This is a genomic window from Actinocrinis sp. (genome assembly GCF_035653575.1).
Taxonomy (GTDB): Bacteria; Actinomycetota; Actinomycetes; order Streptomycetales; family Catenulisporaceae; genus Actinocrinis.
Map to the genome: position 1 here is coordinate 96,746 of NZ_DASRBQ010000124.1, position 22,802 is coordinate 119,547.

At 69.6% G+C, this 22,802-nt stretch carries 19 protein-coding genes; 6 read left to right on the forward strand and 13 right to left on the reverse strand.

Translation table 11 applies throughout. The features are described from left to right. The first annotated feature begins 133 nt into the window (after positions 1–133). On the forward strand, positions 134–1,078 hold the full coding sequence (locus tag VFA06_RS18080; RefSeq protein ID WP_324841782.1) for a hypothetical protein: 945 nt from the start codon (positions 134–136) through the stop codon (positions 1,076–1,078). Positions 1,079–1,212: 134 nt separating this feature from the next. Further along, positions 1,213–1,716: a methylated-DNA--[protein]-cysteine S-methyltransferase gene (locus tag VFA06_RS18085; RefSeq protein WP_324841783.1), complete on the forward strand. Its 504-nt coding sequence runs from the start codon at positions 1,213–1,215 to the stop codon at positions 1,714–1,716. Between the two features lie 31 nt (positions 1,717–1,747). On the opposite strand, the gene VFA06_RS18090 is transcribed toward VFA06_RS18085, so the two are convergent. The 4 genes from VFA06_RS18090 to dxr form a co-directional block, all read right to left on the reverse strand. Beyond that, positions 1,748–2,614: a GNAT family N-acetyltransferase gene (locus tag VFA06_RS18090; protein WP_324841784.1), complete on the reverse strand. Its 867-nt coding sequence runs from the start codon at positions 2,612–2,614 to the stop codon at positions 1,748–1,750. 172 nt (positions 2,615–2,786) lie between these two features. After that, entirely contained in the window at positions 2,787–3,941 is a 1,155-nt protein-coding gene (ispG, locus tag VFA06_RS18095; protein WP_324841785.1) for a flavodoxin-dependent (E)-4-hydroxy-3-methylbut-2-enyl-diphosphate synthase, read from the reverse strand. A 183-nt stretch (positions 3,942–4,124) separates the two neighbouring features. Beyond that, the gene (locus VFA06_RS18100; RefSeq protein ID WP_324841786.1) at positions 4,125–5,333 is read right to left on the reverse strand and encodes an RIP metalloprotease; all 1,209 of its coding nucleotides are present in this window, start codon (positions 5,331–5,333) and stop codon (positions 4,125–4,127) included. Positions 5,334–5,498: 165 nt separating this feature from the next. Next, positions 5,499–6,749: a 1-deoxy-D-xylulose-5-phosphate reductoisomerase gene (gene dxr / locus VFA06_RS18105; protein ID WP_414639921.1), complete on the reverse strand. Its 1,251-nt coding sequence runs from the start codon at positions 6,747–6,749 to the stop codon at positions 5,499–5,501. A 30-nt stretch (positions 6,750–6,779) separates the two neighbouring features. On the opposite strand from dxr, the gene VFA06_RS18110 reads away from it, so the two are divergent. Further along, complete coding sequence (locus tag VFA06_RS18110) at positions 6,780–7,307, forward strand: DUF4190 domain-containing protein (protein ID WP_324841788.1); 528 nt, start codon at positions 6,780–6,782, stop codon at positions 7,305–7,307. A gap of 62 nt (positions 7,308–7,369) precedes the next feature. Here the strand turns inward: VFA06_RS18110 and VFA06_RS18115 are convergent, their stop codons facing one another. After that, complete coding sequence (locus VFA06_RS18115; protein ID WP_324841789.1) at positions 7,370–8,821, reverse strand: aldehyde dehydrogenase family protein; 1,452 nt, start codon at positions 8,819–8,821, stop codon at positions 7,370–7,372. 151 nt (positions 8,822–8,972) lie between these two features. Further along, the gene (locus tag VFA06_RS18120) at positions 8,973–11,030 is read right to left on the reverse strand and encodes a DUF2510 domain-containing protein (protein WP_324841790.1); all 2,058 of its coding nucleotides are present in this window, start codon (positions 11,028–11,030) and stop codon (positions 8,973–8,975) included. 306 nt (positions 11,031–11,336) lie between these two features. Between VFA06_RS18120 and gabT the strand changes: the two genes are divergently transcribed. The 3 genes from gabT (at position 11,337) to VFA06_RS18135 (ending at position 14,410) form a co-directional block, all read left to right on the forward strand. Further along, positions 11,337–12,698, forward strand: coding sequence for a 4-aminobutyrate--2-oxoglutarate transaminase (gene gabT, locus VFA06_RS18125; protein ID WP_324841791.1), 1,362 nt, complete (start codon positions 11,337–11,339; stop codon positions 12,696–12,698). Between the two features lie 215 nt (positions 12,699–12,913). Then, positions 12,914–13,747 (forward strand): phosphatase PAP2 family protein, encoded by an 834-nt coding sequence (locus VFA06_RS18130; protein ID WP_324841792.1) that lies wholly within the window; start codon positions 12,914–12,916, stop codon positions 13,745–13,747. 9 nt (positions 13,748–13,756) lie between these two features. Then, on the forward strand, positions 13,757–14,410 hold the full coding sequence (locus VFA06_RS18135; RefSeq protein ID WP_324841793.1) for a VOC family protein: 654 nt from the start codon (positions 13,757–13,759) through the stop codon (positions 14,408–14,410). 47 nt (positions 14,411–14,457) lie between these two features. Here VFA06_RS18135 and VFA06_RS18140 read toward each other — a convergent pair whose 3' ends face one another. From VFA06_RS18140 to VFA06_RS18170, 7 genes are all read right to left on the reverse strand, one after another. Continuing rightward, the gene (locus VFA06_RS18140) at positions 14,458–15,975 is read right to left on the reverse strand and encodes a CoA-acylating methylmalonate-semialdehyde dehydrogenase (RefSeq protein ID WP_324841794.1); all 1,518 of its coding nucleotides are present in this window, start codon (positions 15,973–15,975) and stop codon (positions 14,458–14,460) included. A 138-nt stretch (positions 15,976–16,113) separates the two neighbouring features. After that, the gene (locus VFA06_RS18145; RefSeq protein ID WP_324841795.1) at positions 16,114–17,511 is read right to left on the reverse strand and encodes an FAD-dependent oxidoreductase; all 1,398 of its coding nucleotides are present in this window, start codon (positions 17,509–17,511) and stop codon (positions 16,114–16,116) included. A gap of 2 nt (positions 17,512–17,513) precedes the next feature. Beyond that, on the reverse strand, positions 17,514–18,410 hold the full coding sequence (locus VFA06_RS18150) for an ABC transporter permease (protein WP_324841796.1): 897 nt from the start codon (positions 18,408–18,410) through the stop codon (positions 17,514–17,516). Next, on the reverse strand, positions 18,410–19,351 hold the full coding sequence (locus VFA06_RS18155) for an ABC transporter permease (RefSeq protein ID WP_324841797.1): 942 nt from the start codon (positions 19,349–19,351) through the stop codon (positions 18,410–18,412). The genes VFA06_RS18150 and VFA06_RS18155 overlap by 1 nt, the downstream gene beginning before the upstream one ends. After that, entirely contained in the window at positions 19,348–20,547 is a 1,200-nt protein-coding gene (locus VFA06_RS18160) for an ABC transporter ATP-binding protein (protein WP_324841798.1), read from the reverse strand. The genes VFA06_RS18155 and VFA06_RS18160 overlap by 4 nt, the downstream gene beginning before the upstream one ends. An 11-nt stretch (positions 20,548–20,558) precedes the next feature. Further along, positions 20,559–21,869, reverse strand: a complete 1,311-nt coding sequence (locus tag VFA06_RS18165; protein ID WP_324841799.1) for a spermidine/putrescine ABC transporter substrate-binding protein — start codon at positions 21,867–21,869, stop codon at positions 20,559–20,561. A 142-nt stretch (positions 21,870–22,011) separates the two neighbouring features. Further along, a partial coding sequence (locus VFA06_RS18170) for an aldehyde dehydrogenase family protein (protein ID WP_324841800.1) occupies positions 22,012–22,802 on the reverse strand: 791 nt, incomplete at its 5' end.

Consider the following 22,802-nt stretch of genomic DNA (forward strand, 5'->3'; position numbering starts at 1 on the left):
GCTCGGAAACAGGGGCGGTAACGGGTGCTTGCGGGCTGTTGTACTACAGCCCGTCACGAGAATATCGGGCCGTCGGACACAGTTCGGTCGCATTAATGCCGTGGGAGCTACTTGACCACTACATTGCGCTGCCATGGCGGTGTTTAGGTCCAAGGCGTTCAAGGCCTCCTTCGATCCCGCGTTCGACGACCTCGATCTCGCCGAGGCCCGCGACGAACTGGCCCAGGGCCGCTGGGAACCGGCCCGCGACCTGCTCGAAGACACTCGCCGCAACTGGGACCGGCGCGCCCACCGGATCAAGGTGCTCGCCGACACGACCGCGGCGAGCGCCTGGCTGGAGCGCTGGCTCGCGCTCGACCCGCACAACCCGGACGCCCTGACGTTGCAGGCGCACGTCGAGGTGGTCCGGCTGGTGCGGGCACGAGCCCAGGTGCGTGACACGGGCACCAACAAAACCGCGCAAGACGTCGAGGACTTGTGCCGCCGGGCCGCGTCGCTCTCGCCGAAGGACCCGATGCCGTGGATCAGCCTGATCACGCTGGCGCGGGCGCAGGGCGTGAATCGCGACGAGTTCTGGGCGCGCTGGCACGGGATGCGTGAGCGCGACCCGTGGAACCGCGAGGGCCACCACCAGACCCTGATCTACCTCTTCGCGGCCTGGCACGGCTCGCACGCCGAGATGTACGACTTCGCCTACTGGCTCGCCGGAGAAGCGCCGGTCGGTTCGCCGCTCGCCGTGCTGCCGCTGGTGGCGCACGCCGAGTCGTATCGGGCGCACTCCGCGGACAAGCGGGCCACGATGCGGGCCGGACTGGACATGATGTGGACCGAGGACCAGGTCGGGCTGGATCTGGACCGGATCCTCGAGCGGTGGTTCCGGCGGCAGGAGCGGCAGCACGCGCAGGCCAAGGCGGACCTGAACTACCTGGCGCACGCGCTGATCTACGCCGACCGGCACAATGACGCGCGGCCGGTGATCCAGGCGATCGGCAACCACGTGACGCGGGTACCGTGGGCGTATACCGGCGATCCGGAGTCGTCGTTCACGTACTGGCGGCAGCGGCTGCTGGGGAACTGAACCCGGCGGGTACGGGCGTTCCCGGCGGCAGCTAGGGCGCGCATTGCCATGTCCGAAACCCGCCAGTGACGGCTCGCGCGGTGCGGCAGACTCGAAGCGTGCGATCTTCCCGCACCGGAGAGGAAACCAAGCTCATGACTGACCTGACAGCGCATCAGACCGCCACTCCGCTCGGTCCGTTCACGGTGCTCGTGGCCGGGGACGTCGTGCATGCGGCCGGCTTCACCGACTCGGTGGAGCAGCTGGCGCGGCTCGCCGACGCCGAGCCCGGCTCGGTCGCGGTCAACGACGACGACCACAGTGCACTCGCCGCGGTGCGCAAGTACTTCGAGGGCGACCTGTCGGCGATCGACGAGGTCGTCACGAAGGAGCGCCCCGGCTTCGCGCCGTTCCGGACCGCTGCGCGGCAGGAGCTGCGCAGGATCCCGGCCGGAACCACGTACACCTACACGCAGCTGGCCGCGAAGGCCGGCAATCCGCGGGCGATCCGGGCGGCGGGCAGCGCGTGCGCGACCAACCCGACGGCGCTGTTCGTGCCCTGCCACCGCGTGGTCCGCACTGACGGGACGCTGGGCGGCTTCCTGTACGGGCTCGACATCAAGCAGGCGCTGCTCGACCACGAGGCCAAGTGCGCCTAGGCTCTGACGGCGGCTCAGCAAGCAGCGTGGGTCAGAACAGCACCGAGGCGAACTCCGAGACCTCGTGGAAGCCGACCCGCAGGTACGCGGCGCGCGCCGGAGCATTGAAGTCGTTGACGTAAAGCGAGACCACGGGGGCGAAGTCGCGCAGCGCGTACTCGACGACCGCGGCCATACCGCCCTCGGAGATGCGCCGGCCGCGGAACTTCGGATTGACCCAGACCCCCTGGATCTGGCACACCGCCCGGGTCACCGCGCCGATCTCTGCCTTGAACACCACCTCGCCGCCGTCGATCCAGGCGAAGGCGCGGCCGGCGTTCACCAGTTCGGCAACCCGTTGGCGGTACATCCGCCCGCCGTCCGCGGCCACCGGCGAGACGCCGACCTCCTCGGTGAACATCGCGATGCAGGCGGGCATGAGCACGTCGAGCTGCGCCGGGTGCACCGGCCGGACCCGGAAGTCCGGGGCCACGGTGGCCGAGGGTTCGCGCAGCGCCATGACCGGCTGGTTCGGGCGTACCTCGCGCGCCTGGTCCCAGTGCGGGGCCAGGTAGGACCACAGGTCGAGGGTGGGTTCGCGGGGGCCGACGATGGAGGAGCAGCGCCGCCCCTGCTTGCGCGCCCGGTCGGCGAACGCGCGCACGGCGTCCGGCGTGGCGTTGATCGGCACGAGGTTCGCGCCGGAGAAGCACAGCGAGGTGAGCCGGCCGTTGGCCGCGTAGCCCCACATTTCGCCGCCGAGCTGCCACGGGTCGAGGCCCGCCGCCTCGACCCGTGAACCGATGAACGCGTTGTCTATCGGATCGCGGGCCAGCAACTCCAGGACCTCGTCCAAGTCGCTGTGGTCGAGCACACGCGCGCTCGCGGCGGGACTCAGCAGCCGGCTCACCACGTTCATGCGCGATCTACGCCTCTCACCTGTAGCCCTTAAGGCACACTCTACGGCCTGGAAGGGCCTCGTGGTCCTGAGTACCGGAGGCGAAATAGTGCGGACGCGGTACCCGGCCTAACCTTGGCTTCACCGAGACCTGATCACGGGTCTGCCGGTCGGATTCGCGGGAAGCAGGGTTCTAGCCGACCGCCACTTCGGGCTCGCCGTCGCCGAGGTCGGCGCCCATCTCCTCGGCCAGTCGCACGGCCTCCTCGACCAGGGTCTCCACGATCTGCGACTCCGGCACGGTCTTGATGACCTCGCCCCGCACGAAGATCTGGCCCTTGCCGTTACCGGAGGCGACCCCGAGGTCGGCCTCGCGGGCCTCGCCGGGTCCGTTGACCACGCAGCCCATCACCGCCACCCGCAGCGGCACGTTGAGCCCGTCGAGTGCCGCAGAGACCTGGTCGGCCAGGGTGTACACGTCCACCTGCGCGCGTCCGCACGAAGGGCAGGAGACGATCTCAAGACCGCGCTGGCGTAGCCCGAGCGATTCGAGGATCTGAATGCCGACCTTCACCTCCTCCACGGGAGGCGCCGAGAGGGAAACCCGGATGGTGTCGCCGATGCCCTCGGCCAGCAGCGCCCCGAACGCCACCGCCGACTTGATCGTGCCCTGAAACGCCGGACCGGCCTCGGTCACCCCCAGATGCAGCGGATAGTCACACTGCTGCGCCAGCAGCCGGTAGGCCTGGATCATCACCACCGGGTCGTTGTGCTTCACCGAGATCTTGATGTCCCGGAAGTCGTGCTCCTCGAACAGCGAGCACTCCCACAGCGCGGACTCCACCAGCGCCTCCGGGGTGGCCTTGCCGTACTTCTCATACAACCGCGGGTCCAGCGACCCGGCGTTCACCCCGATCCGGATCGGCACCCCGGCGGCCTTGGCCCGCCGCGCGATCTCCCCGACCTGGTCATCGAACTTGCGGATGTTACCGGGGTTCACCCGCACCGCCGCGCAGCCCGCGTCGATCGCCGCGAACACGTACTTGGGCTGGAAGTGAATGTCCGCGATCACCGGGATCTGCGACTTCTTGGCGATCTGCGGCAGCGCGTCCGCGTCGTCCTGCGAGGGGCAGGCCACCCGCACGATCTGACAGCCGGCCGCGGTCAACTGCGCGATCTGCTGCAGCGTGGCGTTGACATCCGCGGTCAGCGTCGTGGTCATCGACTGCACCGAGACCGGCGCATCCCCGCCCACCGGCACGTTACCCACCATGATCTGCCGGGACTTGCGGCGCGGCGCGAGCGGTTTGGCCGGAATGGACGGAACACCGAGGGAAACGGCGGTCATCGTTCGGGCTCTCCCCAGTCTTGGGACGGTGGTTCCTGCGTCAATGGATCAGCGACAAGAGCAACGCTACGACACATCGACAGCTCTCATTGCACGGCGTCCCTACCCCTTCACCCGATCTTCACCGGCTGTGCGCCGAACGGCACATCCCGCGGGCTGAAAGGGTCACCCCGGCCGACGCGGCTAGGAGGGCAGGCGGATCGGGTTGGTGATGTCCGCCGCCAGCAGCAGCAGGGTGAGGCCGACGAAGACCAGCAGGAAGGCGTACGCCACCGGCATCAGCTTGTTCAGGTCCACCCGGCCGGGCACGGGCCGGCGCAGCAGCTGGTAGACCCGCTTGCGGCCCTCCTCGTAGAGCAGGACCGCGATGTGCCCGCCGTCCAGCGGCAGGATCGGCAGCAGGTTGAACACGCCGATGAACACGTTGATGACCGCGACCAGGGCGAAGAAGCCGGCGAAGCCGGTCTTGCCGATGATGCTGCCGCTGATCTGGGCCATGCCGACCACGCCGACCGGGGAGTTCGCGGAGCGCTGGGTGTGGTCGACGGTGGAGGTGAACAGCTTCGGGATCGCGGCCGGGATGGAGCCGAGGCCCTTGAAGGTGCCGACGATCGAGCTGCCGAACTGCCGCCCGCTGTAGGCCGCGGCCGAGACCGGGTTCTCGTGCTGGGTGTAAGCGTTCTGGCCCAGCCCGACCAGGCTGCCGGGGGCGGTGTGCCCGTCGGGGTAGGTGACCGATTTCACGCCGATCGGCACGATCGTGGTGGAGCGCCGCACGCCCTGCGGATCGGTGTACTCGATCGTCGCGGGCTGATTCGCCGGCAGCCGGTGCAGGGCGGTGGCCAGGTCGTCGAAGGTCGCGATGTGCTTGCCGTCGATCGAGGTGATCAGGTCGCCGGTGGCGAGCCCGGCGGCGGCCGCCGGGGACTGCTTCGCGCCGGCCGTGCAGGTGTCCTGCGGCGTGCCGTCAGACGTTAGGCAGGCGGCGACCTGGCCGACCCTGGGCGCGGTGTCCGCCTTCTGCACGCCGAACAGCATCGGGGTGAGGAAGAACAGCACCAGCGCGATCAGGAAGTGGGTCAGCGACCCGGCGGAGAGGGTGAGCAGCCGCATCCGGGCCGGCTTGTTCTTGAGCGCGCGGTCCTCGTCCCCCGGCTCGATCTCGTCCAGATCGGTCATCCCGACGATCTTGACGTAGCCGCCGGCCGGGATCGCCTTGATCCCGTACTCGGTCTCGCCGCGCCGGAACGACCACAGCCGGGTGCCGAAGCCGACGAAGAACTCGGTGACCTTGCCGCCGGACCAGCGCGCGCACACCATGTGCCCGGCCTCGTGCAGCACGATCGAGATGAGCAGCGCCACCACGAACAGCAGCGCGCCGAGGACGTTCACGCCGGGAAACCGCCTTCATCGTCGAGTGGTACTGCACGCAACCTGCCGGACCCGAGTCTCGTGCCCCGCACCCGGACACGGCAAAACCGGGTGTCTCCCGGACAGACGTACGCGGGAAGCGGGAAAGTTCCAGACCGCTCGCGGCCTGGATCTTCTCCTGCGAGCCTACCCGCTGACCGCCGAACCGGTGAGCTCTTCGGCGCGGGCCCTGGACCAGCGGTCCGCCTCGAGCACCGCCTCCAGCGTCGCGGCCTCGGCCGACTGCGCGCGGTCGGCGTGCTCGGCGACCACGGCCGCGATGGTGTCCACGATCCCGGTGAACGGCAGCCGCCCGCCCAGGAACGCCGCGACGCACGCCTCGTTCGCGCCGTTGAACACCGCCGGGAAGGTGCCGCCGGCCTTTCCGACCTGCTTGGCCAGGCTCACGGCCGGGAAGGCCTGCTCGTCCAGCGGGAAGAACTCCCAGCTCGCGGCCTTGGTCCAGTCGCAGGCCGGGGCGGCGTCGGCGACCCGGTGCGGCCAGCCCATGGCCAGCGCGATCGGGATGCGCATGTCCGGCGGCGAGGCCTGCGCGATCGTGGAGCCGTCCGCGAACTCGACCATGGAGTGCACGATCGACTGCGGGTGCACCACCACCTCGATCCGGTCGAACGGGATGTCGTAGAGCAGATGCGCCTCGATGACCTCAAGGCCCTTATTCACCAGCGTCGCCGAGTTGATCGTGACCAGCGGGCCCATCGCCCAGGTCGGGTGCGCCAGCGCCTGCTGCGGCGTCACGTCGGCCAGCTCCTCGCGGGCCCGGCCGCGGAACGGGCCGCCGCTGGCGGTCACGATCAGCCGGCGCACCTCGTCGGCAGTGCCGCCGCGCAGGCACTGGGCCAGCGCGGAGTGCTCGGAGTCCACCGCGACGATCTGGCCGGGCCTGGCCAGCGAGGTGACCAGGTCACCGCCGATGATCAGGGACTCCTTGTTGGCCAGGGCCAAGGTACGGCCGCTGCGCAGCGCGGCGAGGGTGGCCTTCAGCCCGGCGGCGCCGTCGATGCCGTTGAGCACCACGTCGCAGTCCAGCGTGGCCAGCTCGGCCCCGGCGTCCGGGCCGGTGACGATCTTCGGCAGCCGGTAGCCGCCGGTCGGGTAGCCGCGGCGCTGCGCCTCGGCGTAGAAGGCGAGTTGGAGATCCTGCGCGGCGGTGGCCCTGGCGACGGCGACGACCTCGACTTCGAGGTCGAGCGCCTGCTGCGCCAGCAGCGTGGCGTTCTTCCCCCCGGCGGCGAGGGCGACGACGCGGAACCGGCCGGGGTTGCGGGTGATCACGTCGACGGCCTGGGTGCCGATCGAACCGGTCGAGCCGAGGATGACGATCCGCCGCGGGTGGTCGATGAGGCTGCTGCTGCTCGCTTCGCTCATGGGCGCCATTGTTCCGCACCCGCTTGGTAGGGTCGCGCCGTGTCTGAACAGGCCCCGTCGCCCTGGGATCCGCAGCCGGACCCGCCGCAGCAACCCCTCGTCCCGCCGGGCGCCTTTCCTCCGCCGCCGGGGACCCAGTACGGCGGCTTCCAATACGGGGGCGCTCCGCAGGCAGCCAGTGGTCAGTACCCGCAGTATCCGGGGATGCCGTACCCGTCGAACTACGGCCAGTACGGCCCCGGTCCGTACGGGTCTGGCATGGCCGCGTACGGGCCGCCGCCCGGCACCAGCGGCATGGCGATCGCGTCGCTGGTCCTCGGCATCTGCGGCTTCTTCTGCGTCACGCCGTTGATCGGGCTCGGGCTCGGCATCGGCGCGCTGGTGCAGACCTCGAAGACGCGGCAGGCCGGGAGGGGCCTGGCCATCGCCGGAATCATCCTGTCCGCGGCCTGGATCCTGCTCGCGGCGCTGCTGATCGCCACCGGGCATTTCCACTTCACCGAGGGAGGCAGCGGCTCGGATCCGTCCAACGGGTCGACGCAGGGGCCGAACGGTACCTCGGCCTAAGGCAGTGCTGCCGAAAAACAGTGCCGCTGAAAAACGGTGCCGCTGACCTACCTGACCGCCTGTCAGAGGTCGAGGCCGGTCAGCACCATCACGCGCTCGTAGGTGTAGTCGTCCATCGCGTACTTGACGCCCTCTCGCCCGACGCCTGAGCCCTTCGCACCGCCGTAAGGCATCTGATCGGCGCGGTAACTCGGCGCGTCGCCGATGATCACGCCGCCGACTTCCAGCTCGCTGTGAGCACGGAACGCCGCTTGGATGTCGTGCGTGAACACGCCGGCCTGCAGCCCGAAGGCCGAGTCATTGACCGCGGCGAAGGCCGCCGCGGTGTCGTCCACCTGCTGCACGACGAGCACCGGGCCGAAGACCTCCTCGCAGACGACCTTGGCGTCTGACGGGGCGTCGACTATGACCGTCGGGGCATAGGCCGAGACCTCGCGGGTGCCGCCGACGAGCACCTTCGCCCCGGCCGCCACCGCCTCCTCGACCCACTGCTCGACCCGGATCGCCGCCTGCTCGCTGATCATCGGGCCGACGTCGGTCGCCGGGTCGTTCGGGTCACCGGTCTTCTGCGCGGCCACCGCGTCGACCAGCTTGGGCAGCAGCCGGTCGTAAACGGAGCGGTCCACGATCACCCGCTGCACCGAGATGCAGGACTGCCCGGCCTGGTAGTTCGAGTAGGTGGCGATGCGGGAGGCGGCCCAGTCCAGATCCTGCTCGCTCGAGTAGTCACCGAGCACCACGGCCGCCGCGTTCCCGCCGAGCTCCAGCGTGATGTGCTTGTGCGGCGCCGCCTGCTGGATCATCGCCCCGACCGGGCCGGAGCCGGTGAAGGAGATGACGGGCAGCCGCGGGTCGCCGGTCAGGTCCGCCATCTGGTCGTTGGGCACCGGCAGGATCGACCAGGATCCGGCCGGCAGGTCGGTCTCGGCCAGCAGTTCGCCGAGCAGGAGCGCGGAGAGCGGGGTGGCCGGGGCGGGCTTGAGGATGATCGGCGCGCCGACCGCGATCGCCGGGGCCACCTTGTGCGCGACCAGGTTCAGCGGGAAGTTGAACGGCGCGATGCCGAGCACCGGGCCCTTGGGGAAGCGGCGCACGATCGCGAGCCGGCCGGCCGCCGCGGCGTCGGTGTCGAGGCGCTGGAGCTCCCCGGCGAAGCGGCGGGCCTCCTCGGCGGCCCAGCGGAACACCGAGACGGCGCGGCCGACCTCGCCCTTCGACCACTTGAGCGGCTTGCCGTTCTCCGCGGTGATCAGCCGCGCGATCTCGTCGGCGCGCTCGGCGAGGCGCTTGGAGACATGGTCCAGGGCGGCGGCGCGGGCATGCGCGGGCAGGGCGGCGGCCGGCTTGGCCGCCGCCTCGGCCGCCGCGACCGCCTGCTCGATCTGCGCGCGGGTCGGCAGCGAGACCGCCGCCAGCCGCGAGCCGTCGTACGGCCGCGTCACCTCAAGCGTCGCCTCGCCGGTCGCCGGGCTTCCGGCCAGCCAGAACGGACGCGGGTCGGTCGCAACAGTCATCGTCGGCTCCATCGCTGTGTGTCTTCACTGCGCCAGGACAGCACTCTTCCGCTTCACCCTAGGTCGGCCGGTCAGTGCGCGTCGCCCTACACCTTGCCGCCGATTTCCGGCCTGGACCGGGCAACCTGACAGCCCGCCCGGCCTCAGCGCTCTACCCGCGCAGGTTCACCAGAACCGGGGGCGTGCGGATGCCGTCCGGAGTGGCGAGCGAGATCAGCGCGTGTCCGGTCGGAACGTCGTTGATGATCTCCGAGGCCGACCAGACCGGCCGCTCGATCGCCCTGGTCGCGACCGAGCGCGAGTACTCCACCGCGGTGTTGCCGGTGATCGACTGGATGACCGACTTCTCCTTCTTGCCTCCGGGCGTGGAGATATGTCCGGAGCCGGTAGTCGTGGACGAGCCGGTCGTCACGGTGGTCTCGGCCGACCACTGGGTGCCCCAGTACTCGGCGAAGTAGCGCGCGTCCTGCGGCTCGACCCCGGCGAATACCGCCTTGCAGCCGGTGCCGGTGAACACCGCGGAGCGCAGGTGCTCGGGGAACTGGCCCATCGACTGCGTCAGCAGCACTATCCCGGCGTTCGCGGCACGCGCGCGCTGCAATCCCTGGACGACGTATTCGTCCACGAAACGGCCGGCCTCGTCCACGACCAGGCCCTTGAACACCGAGCGATCCGCGTCCGGCGCCGCGACGACCTGTACGAACTGTGCGATGGCCAGCCGGGCGAGGATGCGCGCTGCCTGCGGCGAGCTGCCCTCGGGCAGGGCGATGCGCACACGCGTCGGCCGGTTGATCTCGCGCATGGAGAAACGGCGCGAGCGGCCGTCGAAGAGGTCGATCAACGCCGGGCGGTCGAGCAGCCGCAGCCGTTCGTTGAGCAGCTGGACCGGGCTGTCGCGCAGCACCGCGTCGATGAGCTCACGCAGCGTCGGGTAGCGCGATTCGCGCTCGTGGAAGCCGGAGATCACCGCGTACAGCGCGTTGCGGGCGGCCGAGTCGGCGGCCGGATCGCGGTGCGCGGTCTCCGGCGGCAGCACCGCGCCGGCCAGCCGATCCGCCGCCTCGTCCGGGCTCGACGCGCCGCCGAACAGGTCGAAGCCCCAGTTTGACCGGTCGTCCGGCGCCGCGTCTGGGCGCCGGTTCGGGTCGATGTCGATGTCGAAGAAGCCGGGCAGCACCGCGGGCCCGAACGCCGAGCCGGTCGGGTCGATCACCACCACCGAGGCCAGGCCGACAAGGGTCTGCAGGCCGAGCAGCTCGATGATCGGCCGGGCGAAGGACCGGGTCTTGCCGGATCCCGGCGGGCCGACCACGAGCATCGAGGTGCGCAGCACCTCGGTGTCGAGCGCGAACCATTGGTTCTGGTGCGTCGCCGGGTTGCGGGGCGTCGCGACGGCGACGCCGAGCCGGGCCTGACCCGTTATCAGGTCGTGCTGAACCAGCCGGGGAACCGGCAGGTCGCGCTGACGGGATTCGTGCACGAACGCCGCGCCGCCGTACTCCTCGATCTGCTCGGCGACCGGCCGCAGCCGCTCCCGGCTCTCCCCGGACTGCGCGGAGCGCGCCGACTGCTGCACGACGCGGGCGACGCGTACGTAGTCGACGTCGGTCAGCTCGCCCTCGGCCAGTTCCTCGTCGAGGCGGCGCGCGGCCGAGTCGTAACCGGCCTGCCGCAGGTCCTTCCACAGGTCGGGGCGGGCAGGCGGCGGCGCCGGCGCGGTTTTCGCCTCCGGCCGGTACCTGGCCCACAGATGCCGCAGCGCGATCAGCCATTTGCCGTAGCTGCCGCAGATCACGACGAGCACGACGAGGTAGATGATCCGGGCCACGCCGACGGACAGGCCGATCGCGGTGAGCAGGTACCCGGCCGGCAGAATCAGCGCGATGTACAGGATCGGCAGCGCGATCAGGGCATTGCGCACCCGCCGCCAGAGCGTGGGGTCGAGCGGCCCGGGTCGGCCCGAGCCGTCGGCTTCGGGGTCGCGGCCATAGGCGAAGACGCCGGGCAGGTCGAGGACGCGCGGGCCGTGTACCCAGCCGAGCAGGTCGGGTCGGGTCTGGTCGGTCCACGACGTGCCGTCCCAGTAGCGCACCTGCGCCGCGCCGCTCGGGCAGGGATACCAGCCCTCGCGCATGCCGTGCCCGTGCCCGTGACGCTCTTCCTGTCCAGCACTCTGGGCCGGGACGACCGGACCGTCATGCACCGCCACTGTGCTCTCTCCCTCTGCGTCCGGCCCCTGCGGAACCCGAGCTGACGAGCCGTCCGCACGATGGTAGCGACCTGCGCCGATCCCGCCGAGACGACACCGCGACCACGCACCGTCGCGCACTGACCCGCGCACCCATACGCAGCCGTCCGCGGCGGATACCGACACTCTGACAAGCGTGACCGGCAAACCCCCGACGTGCTGCCAGGTGTCCGCCGTGCGTTACTTCGTTATCGTCGAGAGCAGCCTCGCCCCTTTTTCGCCTGCCTGTCTTCTACCCGGCCGCAAGCCCTAAGGAGCACCCGCCCGATGACGACCTCCTCCCGCCCTGTCGGCGGCCCCTCGCTGCCCCAGGAGCGGCGGCTCGTGACCGAGATCCCCGGTCCCCGGTCGCGCGAGCTGTTCGCCCGGCGCAACGAGACCGTGGCGCTCGGCGTGTCGACGACGCTGCCGGTGTTCGTCACCCGCGCGGGCGGCGGCGTACTGGAGGACGTGGACGGCAACTCGCTGATCGACTTCGGCTCCGGCATCGCGGTGACCAGCGTCGGCAACAGCGCGGAGGCCGTGGTCAGGCGCGCGACCGAGCAGCTGCAGCGGTTCACCCACACCTGCTTCATGGTCACGCCCTACGAGGGCTACGTCGCCGTCTGCGAGGCGCTGGCCGAGCTGACCCCCGGCGACCACGCGAAGAAGTCCGCGCTGTTCAACTCGGGCGCCGAGGCGGTGGAGAACGCGGTCAAGATCGCCCGCGCCTACACCAAGCGGCAGGCGGTGGTCGTCTTCGACCACGGATACCACGGCCGCACGAACCTGACCATGGCGCTGACCGCGAAGAACATGCCGTACAAGAACGGCTTCGGCCCGTTCGCCCCGGAGATCTACCGGGTGCCCATGGCCTACCCGCTGCGCTGGCCGACCGGCCCGGAGCACTGCGCCGAGGAAGCCGCCGCGCAGGCGATCTCGCAGATCGAGAAGCAGGTCGGCGCGCAGAACGTGGCCGCGGTCATCATCGAGCCGATCCAGGGCGAGGGCGGCTTCATCGAGCCGCCGCCCGGCTTCCTGCCGCGCATCGCGCAGTTCTGCCGGGACAACGGGATCGTGTTCGTCGCGGACGAGATCCAGACCGGCTTCTGCCGCACCGGCGACTGGTTCGCCTGCGAGCACGAGGGCGTGGTCCCGGACCTGGTGACCACGGCCAAGGGCCTGGCCGGCGGCCTGCCGCTGGCCGCGGTGACCGGCCGCGCCGAGATCATGGACGCCGCGCACGCCGGCGGCCTCGGCGGCACCTACGGCGGCAACCCGGTGGCCTGCGCCGCGGCCCTCGGCGCGATCGACACCATGCGCGCGGAGGACCTGGCGGGCCGGGCGCGCAAGATCGGCGAGGTGATGACCAGCCGGCTGCGGGCGCTCGCGGAGCGCCACCCGGAGATCGCCGAGGTGCGCGGCCGCGGCGCGATGATCGCGATCGAGCTGGTCAAGCCGGGGACTCTAGAGCCGGCGCCCGAGGTCGCGGTCAAGGCGGCGGCGTTCTGCCACGCCGCCGGTGTGGTGGTACTCACCTGCGGCACTTTCGGCAACGTGCTGCGCTTCCTTCCGCCCCTGGTTATCGGCGATGATTTGCTGAGTGAAGGCCTGGACGTGATCGAGCAGGCCTTCGACTCCATGAGCTGACCGCCCTGTCCCCGGGAGTGCGGCCCGAGGACGACAGCGCGGCGCCCGCCCCCGACCCCGGGCGGGCGCCGCGCTCGTCTTCGCCGCGAGGCTCGCTTCCGTGTCCTCCGGTGCGGTGGCCGGGCCGTAGCGCGTGGCTGGCGCGGTGTGAAGAACCTGTGCACGCCAGCCCGAAGCTCCGTCCCGGGTGAGCCGCGCAGCGTACCCTCGAAGGGATGCAGCGCACTTTCGAAGAGACGCCGAACTCCCGACCAGAGCCGACGGCGCTGCCGGCGACGCCCCCGTCGCCGGCCGCCGACGACGCCGGTCCATCCGGGGGTCCTGGTCCATCCGGGGGTCCTGGTTCGTCCGGTGGTTCCGTGCGCTGGTGGCTCGCCCCGATCGCGCTGCTGCTCGGCTTCGCGTTCCTGCTCTGGCAGGTCAAGTCGCACGGTCCCGTCACCCGGTTGGACCTACATCTGCGCGATGGCTTACAGCGCGACGCGCTCGACCCGTCGCTGTCCTGGATGCTGCGGCCGGGGCGCGCGATGGCCGACCTCGGCGACCAGACGATGGCGCTGTCGGTGCTGTTCGTCAGCACCATCCTCGCGGTGCGATTCACCCGCTCCTGGCTGCCCTCGTTGGTCTCCGTGGCAGCCGTGGCCGCCCTCCTCACCGTCATCCCGCTCAAGCTGTGGATCGACCGCCCCGGTCCTAGTCACAGCGTGCTCGGTGACGCGGCACTCGGTTACTTCCCTTCCGGCCACACCGCGGACGCGACGCTGTGCTACGGGACCAGCGCGCTGCTGCTGTGCGTCTTCGTCATCCCGCTCGGCCCGGAACTGGTCAGCCGGCACCGCCGCGCGCTAAGCCGCACGGTCACCGCCGGTGCGGCGCTGCTCGTCCTGATGACGATCTTCGGGCTGCTCTGGTCCAACTTCCACTGGCTCTCCGACACTCTCGGTTCGCTGTGCTGGTGCGGCGCCGCCCTGCTCGTGCTGCGGCACTACACCCTCACCCGGCTGGTCCCGCGGGCCGCGGGGAGGGAAATTCGCCCTCCGCGTGGCTAGCCTGGCGCCGTGAACGGCAACGGGTCGCGACGCGGCAGGCCACGGCATCCGGACGTGCTGACCCCCGCTGAGTGGCGGACCGTCGACGCGGTGCGCCACGGGATGAGCACGCGCCACATCGCGCGGCTGCGCGGCGTGAGCCCGGACGCCGTGAAGTTCCACGTCGCGAACGCCCTCGCGAAGCTCGGCCTGGCCAACCGCGCCGAGTTGCGCCAGTGGCGCGGCGTGCCGAGAGACAGCGCCCTGAGGAAAGGACCCGCCGCGATGGAACCCGGAGCACGGCTCGAACTCGGCCCGCTCGGCCAGATCTCCCGGCACGTGCGCGACTTCGACGCGGCGGTCGACTGGTACGGCAAGACGCTCGGGCTCGAGCACCTCTACACCTTCGGCCAGCTCGCCTTCTACGACTGCGGCGGAGTCCGGCTGATGATCAGCCCGCCCGAACCAGGCGCGCAGCCGGGGACGCCCTCGCTGCTGTACTTCCGCGTGTCCGACATTCAGCACGCGTACGACGAGCTGACCGCGCGCGGCGCCATCTTCTCCGGAGCCCCGCACCTGATCCACCGGCACGCGAACGGCGTCGAGGAGTGGATGGCCTTCTTCGCGGACCCGGACGGCAATCCGCTCGCGATCATGTCCCAAGTGGAGCCGCGGCAGGGCTAGCGTCTCGGCGGAGAGGCGCCGGCCCTGCGCGGCCTTGCGACGGCCTGCTAGACGTTCTGCGGGAAGCCGAGGTTGATCCCGCCGTGCGAGGGGTCCAGCCAGCGCTGGGTGACCGCCTTGGTGCGCGTGTAAAAGTGCACGCCCTGCGGACCGTAGGCGTGCGAGTCGCCGAACAGCGACGACTTCCAGCCGCCGAAGGAGAAGTAGGCGACCGGGACCGGGATCGGCACGTTGATCCCGACCATGCCGACCTCGACCTCGTTGCGGAACCTGGCCGCCGCGCCGCCGTCGTTGGTGAAGATGGCGGTGCCGTTGCCGTAGGGGTTGGCGTTGATCAGCTCGATCGCCTGGTCGTAGGACTTCGCCCGCACCACGCTGAGCACCGGGCCGAAGATCTCGTCGGTGTAGATCTCCATCTCGGAGGTCACGTGGTCGAAGAGGGTCGGGCCGAGCCAGTAGCCGCCGGAGGTGTCCACGCCGGTCTGCTCGGCGGAGTCGATCGCGTGCTCGCGCCCGTCGACGACCAGGCTCGCCCCGGACTTGAGGCCGGCGTCGAGGTACGAGGTGACCTTGTCCCGGTGCGCGGCGGTGACCAGCGGCCCCATCTCGGAGGTCGGCGCGCAGCCGGGGCCGACCCGCAGCTTGGCCATCCGGTCCGCGATCTTCTGGACCAGCTCGTCGCCCACCGGGTCCACCGCGACCAGGACCGAGACCGCCATGCAGCGCTCGCCGGCCGCGCCGAAACCGGCCGAGACCGCGGCGTCGGCGGCCAGGTCGAGATCGGCGTCGGGCAGTACGACCATGTGGTTCTTCGCGCCGCCGAGCGCCTGCACCCGCTTGCCGTAGCGGGTGCCGTTCTCGTAGACGTAGCGCGCGATCGGCGTCGAGCCGACGAACGAGACCGCCTTGACGTCCGGGTGTTCGAGCAGTCGGTCCACCGCGACCTTGTCGCCGTGCACGACGTTGAACACCCCGTCCGGCAGCCCGGCCTCCTTCCACAGCGCGGCCAGCCAGTTCGCCGCGGAGGGGTCCTTCTCGCTGGGCTTGACCACGACGGTGTTGCCGGTGGCCAGCGCGATCGGGAAGAACCACATCGGCACCATGGCCGGGAAGTTGAACGGCGAGATGATCGCGACCGGGCCGAGCGGCTGCTGCAGCTCGTAGACCTCGACCCCGGTGGAGGCGGACTCGACGAAGCCGCCCTTGACCAAGTGCGGGATGCCGCAGGCGAACTCGACCACCTCGAGGCCGCGGGCCACTTCGCCGAGGGCGTCGGAGTGCACCTTGCCGTGCTCGGAGACGATCAGCGCGGCCAGTTCGTCGCGCCGGGCGCTGAGCAGCTCCCGGAAGTTGAACAGCAGCTGCACCCGCCTGGCCAGCGAGGTCGCCCGCCACTGCGGGAACGCGGCCACGGCGGCGGCGACCGCGTCGTCCACCTCGCGGACCGAGGCGTAGTCCACGACGCCGGTGCCCTGCCCGGTGGCCGGATCGTGCAGGTCCCCGCGCCGGTCGGCCACGCCCGACCAGGGCGCCCCGTCGATCCAGTGTGTGACGTGCTTGCTCACGGGTTATCGCCCCTTGGGTTGGAATGTGCGGATGCTGTGCTTTCGAGTCTGCTGACCTGGCACGGGGTGGCCAATTGCCACAGTGTCGGCGCCGGAGCCATTCGGCTTACAGCAGCGCGCCGGCTCGCGCGCGCCGGCTCAGCTGTCGAAGCCGAGCCCAACGCGGTCGAGGGCGCGTAGCCACAGATTCCGCTTGCCCTCGTTGCGATCGGCGCGGTCCAGCGACCAGCGCGTGAGGTTCACGCCGAGTGCCTTGAACGGCTCGGGCGGGAAGGGCAGCGGCTTGCTGCGTACCAGCTGAAGGTCCGTCAACTCGGTCGGCTTACCGGTGAGCAGGTCGAGCATCACGTTCGCGCCGAAGCGGGTCGCTCCAACGCCGAGTCCGGTGTACCCGGCCCCGTACGCTACCCGGCCGTTGTGTGAGGTACCGAAGAACGCGCAGAAGCGGGTGCAGGTGTCGATGACGCCACCCCAGCTGTGCGTGAACTTCAGCCCCTCCAGCTGCGGGAAGGTCTGGAAGAAGTGCTCGGCGAGTTTGGTGAACGTCGCTGGGCGCTGATCCAGTTCGGAGCGGATGCGGCTGCCGTAGTAGTAGATCGCGTCGTAACCGCCCCAGAGGATGCGGTTGTCGGCGGTGAGCCGGTAGTAGTGGAACTGGTTACCGCTGTCGCCAATACCCTGACGCGCGCTCCAGCCCAGCTCGGCAAGCTGCGCGGTACTTAGCGGTTCTGTCATCAGCACGTAGTCGTATACGGGCACGATGTACGGTCTGACGCGCTTGAGCAACGACGGAAAGGCATTCGTGGCCAGTACCACATGGTCTGCGACCACCCATTTGCCCTGCCGAGTGCGCAGCGAGGGGCCGTTGACGCTCTTCTCCAGCGCGACGACCGGCGAGCGCTCGTAAATGCGCACGCCCAGCTCCAGGCACGCTTCGCGCAGACCCCAGGCCAGCTTGGCCGGGTGGATGATCGCGCAGCCCTCCCGGTCCCAGGTCGCGGCGAGATAGGTCGGCGAGTTGACCTGTGCGCGGGTCTGCTCGGCGTCGAGGAACTCGACCCGCTCGCCGTACTGCGCGGCCACGTCCGCGTACTGGCGCAGCTCGGCGGCCTGCCACGGCGCGGTGGCGACGTTCATCTCGCCGGTGCGCTCCCAGTCACAGTCGATGCGGTACTTGCGCAGCGTCGCCTCGATCGCGTCCAGGTTCTCCGCGCCGAGGCGGGTGAGGGTGCGCAGTTCGTCGGGGAAGCGGTCGATTCCGTTAGGCAGGCCGTGCGTCAGCGAGGCGGCGCAGAATCCGCCGTTGCGGCCGGAAGCCGCCCAGCCGGTCCGCGCTCCCTCCAGCACGACCACGTCGCGGCCGGGGTCGCGCTCCTTCGCCAGCAACGCGGTCCACAGCCCGCTGTAGCCTGCGCCGACGATCGCGAGGTCACAGCGCACGTCGTCGCGCAGCGGCGGCAGCGGTGCGGGGCGGCCGGGGTCGTCCAGCCAAAACGACTGCGGTACGGCCCCGGCCAACGCATGGTTCACGTCCATAGTCACCGCCGTCGTGCCCGTAGCCGACCGACCACGAGCATGCCCGCGATACCCGTCATCGTCACAAGCATCATCATCGACCCGATCACGTCGATCTGCGTCGGCACCGAACGCTGTACCGCTCCGTAGACGTACAGCGGGAAGGTGATCTGGTCGCCGGCTGTGTACTTGGTGACGATGTAGTCGTCCACGGACAGCGCGAACGACAGCAGCGCGGCGGCCAGGATTCCCGGTGCGACCAGCGGCAGCGTCACCTTCATGAACGTCTGGCGCGGGGTGGCGTAGAGGTCCTGCGCCGCCTTCTCCAAGGTGGGGTCCATGCCGGCCAGCCGCGACTTGACCGTCACCACGACATAGCTCAGGCAGAACATGATGTGGCCGATCACGATGGTCCAGAAACCCATCGAGCCGCTGCCGATCGTGGAGAAGAACAGGGTCAGCAGGGTGGCGCCCATGATGATCTCGGGCGCGGCCATCGGGAGGAAAAGCAGCACGTTGACGGCCGGGCGGGCCCGGAAGCGGTGGCGCGACATGGCGAACGCGGCCATCGTGCCCAGGACCGTGGAGCCGATCATGGCCACCACGCCGATCTCCAGCGACAGGCCCATGTGCTGGCAGATGTCGCCGACCGCGCACGGGTGCCGCCAGGCGTCGGTGGAGAACTGGTGCCAGATGTAGTTGTACTTCCCGATCGGCGAGTTGAACGACATGACGAGCATCACGACGTTCGGCGCCAGCAGGAAGACGAAGATCAGCACCGAGGTGGTGGCCAGGACGTGCGCCCGCACCCACTCCAGCGGGCTGCGGCGGCGCGTGGCGCGCGCGGCGGGCGCCTTTCCCGAAACCGTCGCGGCCGTGGACCGGTTCGCGGCGGCGGTGCTTGTGGTCAGCGCGGACACTAGAGCAGGTCCTCCGTTCCGGCCCTCTTGACGTACACCAGGACGATCGCCAGGGTCGCGGCCATCAGGATGACCGACAGCGCGCTGGCCACCGGGTAGCCGGTGGAGTCCTGAAGGAATTCGTGCTCGATGCTCTGGCCGATCACCAGGGTGTTCGGGTTGCCGAGCAGTTGCGCGTTGACGTAGTCGCCGACCGCCGGGATGAAGGTCAGCAGCGTGCCGCCGACCACGCCCGGCATGGACAGCGGCAGGGTGACCCGCCGCCAGGTGGTCAGCGACGAGCAGTACAGGTCGGCCCCGGCCTCGTGCAGCCGCGGGTCGATCTTCTCCAGCGAGGTGTAGAGCGGCAGCACGGTGAACGGCAGGAAGTTGTAGACCATGCCGCACACCACGGCCGCCGGGCTGGCCAGCACGTGGTTGCCGACGGTGAACCCGATCGCCGAGGTGAAGTTCAGGATGTGCAGGTCGTTGAGGATGTGCACGACCACGCCGTTGTCGGACAGGATCGTCTTCCAGGCGATGGTGCGGATCAGGAAGCTGGTGAACGACGGCACGATGACCAGCGCCATCAGCAGCGTCTTCCACTTGCCGCCCTTGAACGCGATGAAGTACGCGAGCGGATAGCCCATCAGCAGGCAGAAGACCGTGCACAGGAAGGCGAACAGCAGCGAGCGGCCGAACTGGCCGTTGTACTGTGACCAGCCGTCCGAGAAGTTCGCCCAGTGCCAGGTGAGGGTGTAGCCCTGGTCCAGGCTGCCTTCCTGCACCGAGGCCGACACCGAGGTGAAGATCGGCACCACGAAGAAGATGACCAGCCACAGCACCGTCGGCGCGAGCAGCAGATAGGGCAGCCGGTTGCGCTTGCGGCGCGGCGCGGGCTCCGGCTCGCCGATCGGCTGCGGCGCGGGCGGCACGCCGACGTTCACCGTCTGCGCACTCATGCGGCCGCCTCGTCATCGAGATCGGACCCCGCGTCCAGGTCCTGCGCGCCGTCCAACCCGAAGGTCTGCGCCGGATCCCAGTGCAGCAGCACCGGCTCGCCCGGGCGATGGATCTCGCGGCCGGTGTTCTGCTCGAAGACGCTCATCTCCTCGCAGCCGACCTGCGGCCCCCACGGCATCTTGACCAGGTACTGCGTGGAGACGCCGATGAACGAGGTGTCGCTGACCACGCCGCCGGTCAGCACGTTGTGCCCGCTCGGGATCCGCGCCGCGTCGGTGGCCAGCGAGACCTTCTCCGGCCGCACGCCCGCGATGATCCGGCCCGTGTCAACCCGGCTGCGCGCGGCCGGCAGGGTGAGCCGCTGGCCCTGCGCGTCGACGCTGATCGTGTCTCCGTCCTTGGCGGTCACCTCGCCGATGATCAGGTTGGACTGGCCGAGGAAGTTCGCCACGAAGGTGGAGGCGGGGTTCTCGTACAGGTCGGCCGGCGAGCCGAGCTGCTCGATCCGCCCGGAGTTCATCACCGCGATGGTGTCGGCCATGGTCATCGCCTCCTCCTGATCGTGCGTCACGTGCACGAAGGTGAGGCCGACCTCGGTCTGGATCCGCTTGAGCTCGATCTGCATCTGCCGGCGCAGCTTGAGGTCCAGCGCGCCGAGCGGCTCGTCGAGCAGCAGCACCTGCGGCTGGTTGATCAGGGCCCTGGCCACCGCGACCCGCTGCTGCTGGCCGCCGGAGAGCTGGGCCGGCTTGCGCTTGGCGAGGTGGCCGAGCTCCACCAGGTCAAGCATCTGCTCGACCTGTGCCTTCACGTCCTTGATGCCGCGCCTGCGCAGTCCGAAGGCCACGTTCTCGAAGATGTCCAGGTGCGGGAAAAGCGCATAGTTCTGGAAGACGGTGTTGACCGGCCGCTTGTACGGCTTGAGGTCCGTCACCTCGCGCTGCCCCAGGAAGATCCGGCCATGCGTCGGGTCTTCGAGCCCGGAGACCATACGCAGCGTCGTCGTCTTACCGCAGCCGGAGGCGCCGAGCAGCGCGAAGAACGAGCCCTGCGGGATCGTCAGGCTGATGTCGTCCACTGCGGTGAACGCACCGAACCGCTTCGTAACGCGCTCCAGCCGCAGGTCACTGCCGCCCGCGTTGCCGCCGGTGTCACCGATCGCGCCGATGCCCGCGCCTGTCTCGATGGTCGCCATGTTCGTCACCATCAGCCCGTCACCTGCAGGTACTTCTTCGTGTACTCGTCGAGCTTGGCGACGCTGATCGCCATGAACGGCTTGGCGGTGGCCAGCTCCTGCGGGGTAGGCACGATCAGCGGATTCGACGCGGCGGTCGAGTCCAGCGTCTTGAGCGCGTCGACGGCGCCCTCGACCACCGGGATGTAGTTGATGTAGTCGTCCAGCTCCGCCGCGACCTTGGGCTGAAGGTAGTAGTTCATCAGCTTTTCGGCGTTGGTCTTGTGCCGCGCGTAGTTCGGGATGCACATGTTGTCGTACCAGGACAGCGAGCCTTCCTGCGGGAAGACCGTCTTGAGGTAGTCGATGCCGAGCGCGGCCACGTCGCCGGAGTAGGCCATGGTCACGACGGTGTTGCCCTGGGTGAAGTCGGAGAGGTAGTCGTTGCCCGAGTAGGCACGCACCTGTCCGGCGTCCTTCGCCTTCTGGATGTAGGCGATCGCGGCGTTGAAGTCGTCGTCGGTGAACTTCGACGGGTCCTTGCCGAGCGCCATCAGCGCGAACGCGACCGTGTCCTCCATCTCGGCCATCAGCGAGACCTTGCCCTTGAGGTCCGGCCGGGTGAACAGCTCCTTGATCGAGGTGATCGGCGTGGAGATCAGCTTGGCGTTGTAGGCGATCACGGTGAAGCCCGAGGCCCACGGCACCGTGTACTGGCGGCCCGGATCGACCGGCACGTTGGCCATCTGCGGCGTCATGTTGCCGTGGTTGGGGATGTTCGCCAGGTTCAGCTTCTGGATGTAGTCGTTCTCGCGCAGCTTCGGGATCATGTAGTCGGACAGCACCATCAGGTCCCGGCCGGTGTCCTTGCCGCCGGCCAGCATGGGGTCGATCGTCGTGTAGAACTCGTTGTTGTCGTTGATGTCTTCGGTGTAGTTGACCGTGATCCCGGTCTGCGCCTTGAAGTCGTCGAGCGTCGGGTGCTTGTTCTTGTCCTTCGAGTCGATGTCGATGTACGCGGGCCAGTTGGAGAAGTTGATCACCTTCTCGGTGGCCGAGTAGTCGGTGCCCGCGTGGCCGGTGGCCTGTGCGACCGGGACGGTCTTGTGCGCGGGCGCGGTACCGCAGGCCGCGAGCGACCCGGCGCCGGCAACCGCGAGGCCGCCAAGGGCAGCGTTGCGCAGAATGGCGCGCCTGCTTACCGCAGCCGATTGGGCATAAGTCGCGGACGAGCGTCGTAGCGAACCAGCCTGTGCTGCGCGGGCGAGAAGCTGAGCCTGCTCCTGCGCCTGCTCCAACTGCTGCGGTGTGGCTATGTGTGCGGAGCGTGCGGCCTCGGACATCGTGGAGGGGCCTTCCTGCTGGAGACGTGGGGGTATATCAGTCCCGTCACGCGCCCGCGGGCGCGGTAGAGAGTAGGAGGGTGACTGGCTTAGCCGCGGGGCCAGGTCAGGAACCCGCGCGCCAGTGATCTACCGGTCGTATTCAGATGGTGAAGATGGTCCGGTGCCAGGCTTTGCGCGCCGTGCCGGTCACGTCGTGCATGACGTGCTTGACCTGCGTGTACTCCTCGAAGGAGTAAGCCGACATGTCCTTGCCGTAGCCGGATTGCTTGAAGCCGCCGTGCGGCATCTCGCTGACGATCGGGATGTGATCGTTGATCCAGACGCAGCCGGCCTTGATGTCGCGGCTTGCCCGGTGCGCGCGGACCAGGTCCTTGGTCCACGCGGAGGCGGCCAGGCCGAACGGGGTGTCGTTGGCCAGCCGGATCGCCTCGTCGTCGCCGTCGAAGGGCAGCGCGACGAGTACGGGGCCGAAGATCTCCTCGCGGACGATCTCGGAGTCCTGGGGTGCGCCCGTGATGAGTGTGGGCCGGTAGTACGCGCCGTCGGCCCACGGCGTTCCGCGCAGTTCGGCGGGCTCTTCGCCGCCGACGACGACCTTGGCGCCCTGGGTGCGCGCACGCTCTACGTACCCTGCGACTCGGTCGCGCTGGCGGTGCGAGCTGAGCGGGCCGAGGTCGGTCGCCTCGTCGAACGGATCGCCGAGGCGCACCCTCGCGAAGAGGTCGGCGACACCGGCGACGAACTCGTCGAAGAGTGAGCGGTGCACGTAAGCGCGCGTCGCCGCGGTGCAGTCCTGCCCGGTGTTGATCAGCGAACCGGCCACCGCGCCGTGCACGGCCGCCTCAAGGTCCGCATCGTCGAAGACGACGAACGGCGCCTTTCCGCCGAGCTCCAGGTGCACTCGCTTGACCGTTTCCGACGCGAGCTGGG

What these genes read in the sequence shown, in the direction of transcription:
- VFA06_RS18080 (WP_324841782.1), top strand. Translation starts at nt 134, where the DNA reads ATGGCGGTGTTTAGGTCCAAGGCGTTCAAGGCCTCCTTCGATCCCGCG.
- VFA06_RS18085 (WP_324841783.1), top strand. Translation starts at nt 1,213, where the DNA reads ATGACTGACCTGACAGCGCATCAGACCGCCACTCCGCTCGGTCCGTTC.
- VFA06_RS18090 (WP_324841784.1), bottom strand. Translation starts at nt 2,614, where the DNA reads ATGAACGTGGTGAGCCGGCTGCTGAGTCCCGCCGCGAGCGCGCGTGTG.
- ispG (WP_324841785.1), bottom strand. Translation starts at nt 3,941, where the DNA reads ATGACCGCCGTTTCCCTCGGTGTTCCGTCCATTCCGGCCAAACCGCTC.
- dxr (WP_414639921.1), bottom strand. Translation starts at nt 6,749, where the DNA reads ATGGCGCCCATGAGCGAAGCGAGCAGCAGCAGCCTCATCGACCACCCG.
- VFA06_RS18115 (WP_324841789.1), bottom strand. Translation starts at nt 8,821, where the DNA reads ATGACTGTTGCGACCGACCCGCGTCCGTTCTGGCTGGCCGGAAGCCCG.
- gabT (WP_324841791.1), top strand. Translation starts at nt 11,337, where the DNA reads ATGACGACCTCCTCCCGCCCTGTCGGCGGCCCCTCGCTGCCCCAGGAG.
- VFA06_RS18130 (WP_324841792.1), top strand. Translation starts at nt 12,914, where the DNA reads ATGCAGCGCACTTTCGAAGAGACGCCGAACTCCCGACCAGAGCCGACG.
- VFA06_RS18145 (WP_324841795.1), bottom strand. Translation starts at nt 17,511, where the DNA reads ATGGACGTGAACCATGCGTTGGCCGGGGCCGTACCGCAGTCGTTTTGG.
- VFA06_RS18155 (WP_324841797.1), bottom strand. Translation starts at nt 19,351, where the DNA reads ATGAGTGCGCAGACGGTGAACGTCGGCGTGCCGCCCGCGCCGCAGCCG.
- VFA06_RS18160 (WP_324841798.1), bottom strand. Translation starts at nt 20,547, where the DNA reads ATGGCGACCATCGAGACAGGCGCGGGCATCGGCGCGATCGGTGACACC.
- VFA06_RS18165 (WP_324841799.1), bottom strand. Translation starts at nt 21,869, where the DNA reads ATGTCCGAGGCCGCACGCTCCGCACACATAGCCACACCGCAGCAGTTG.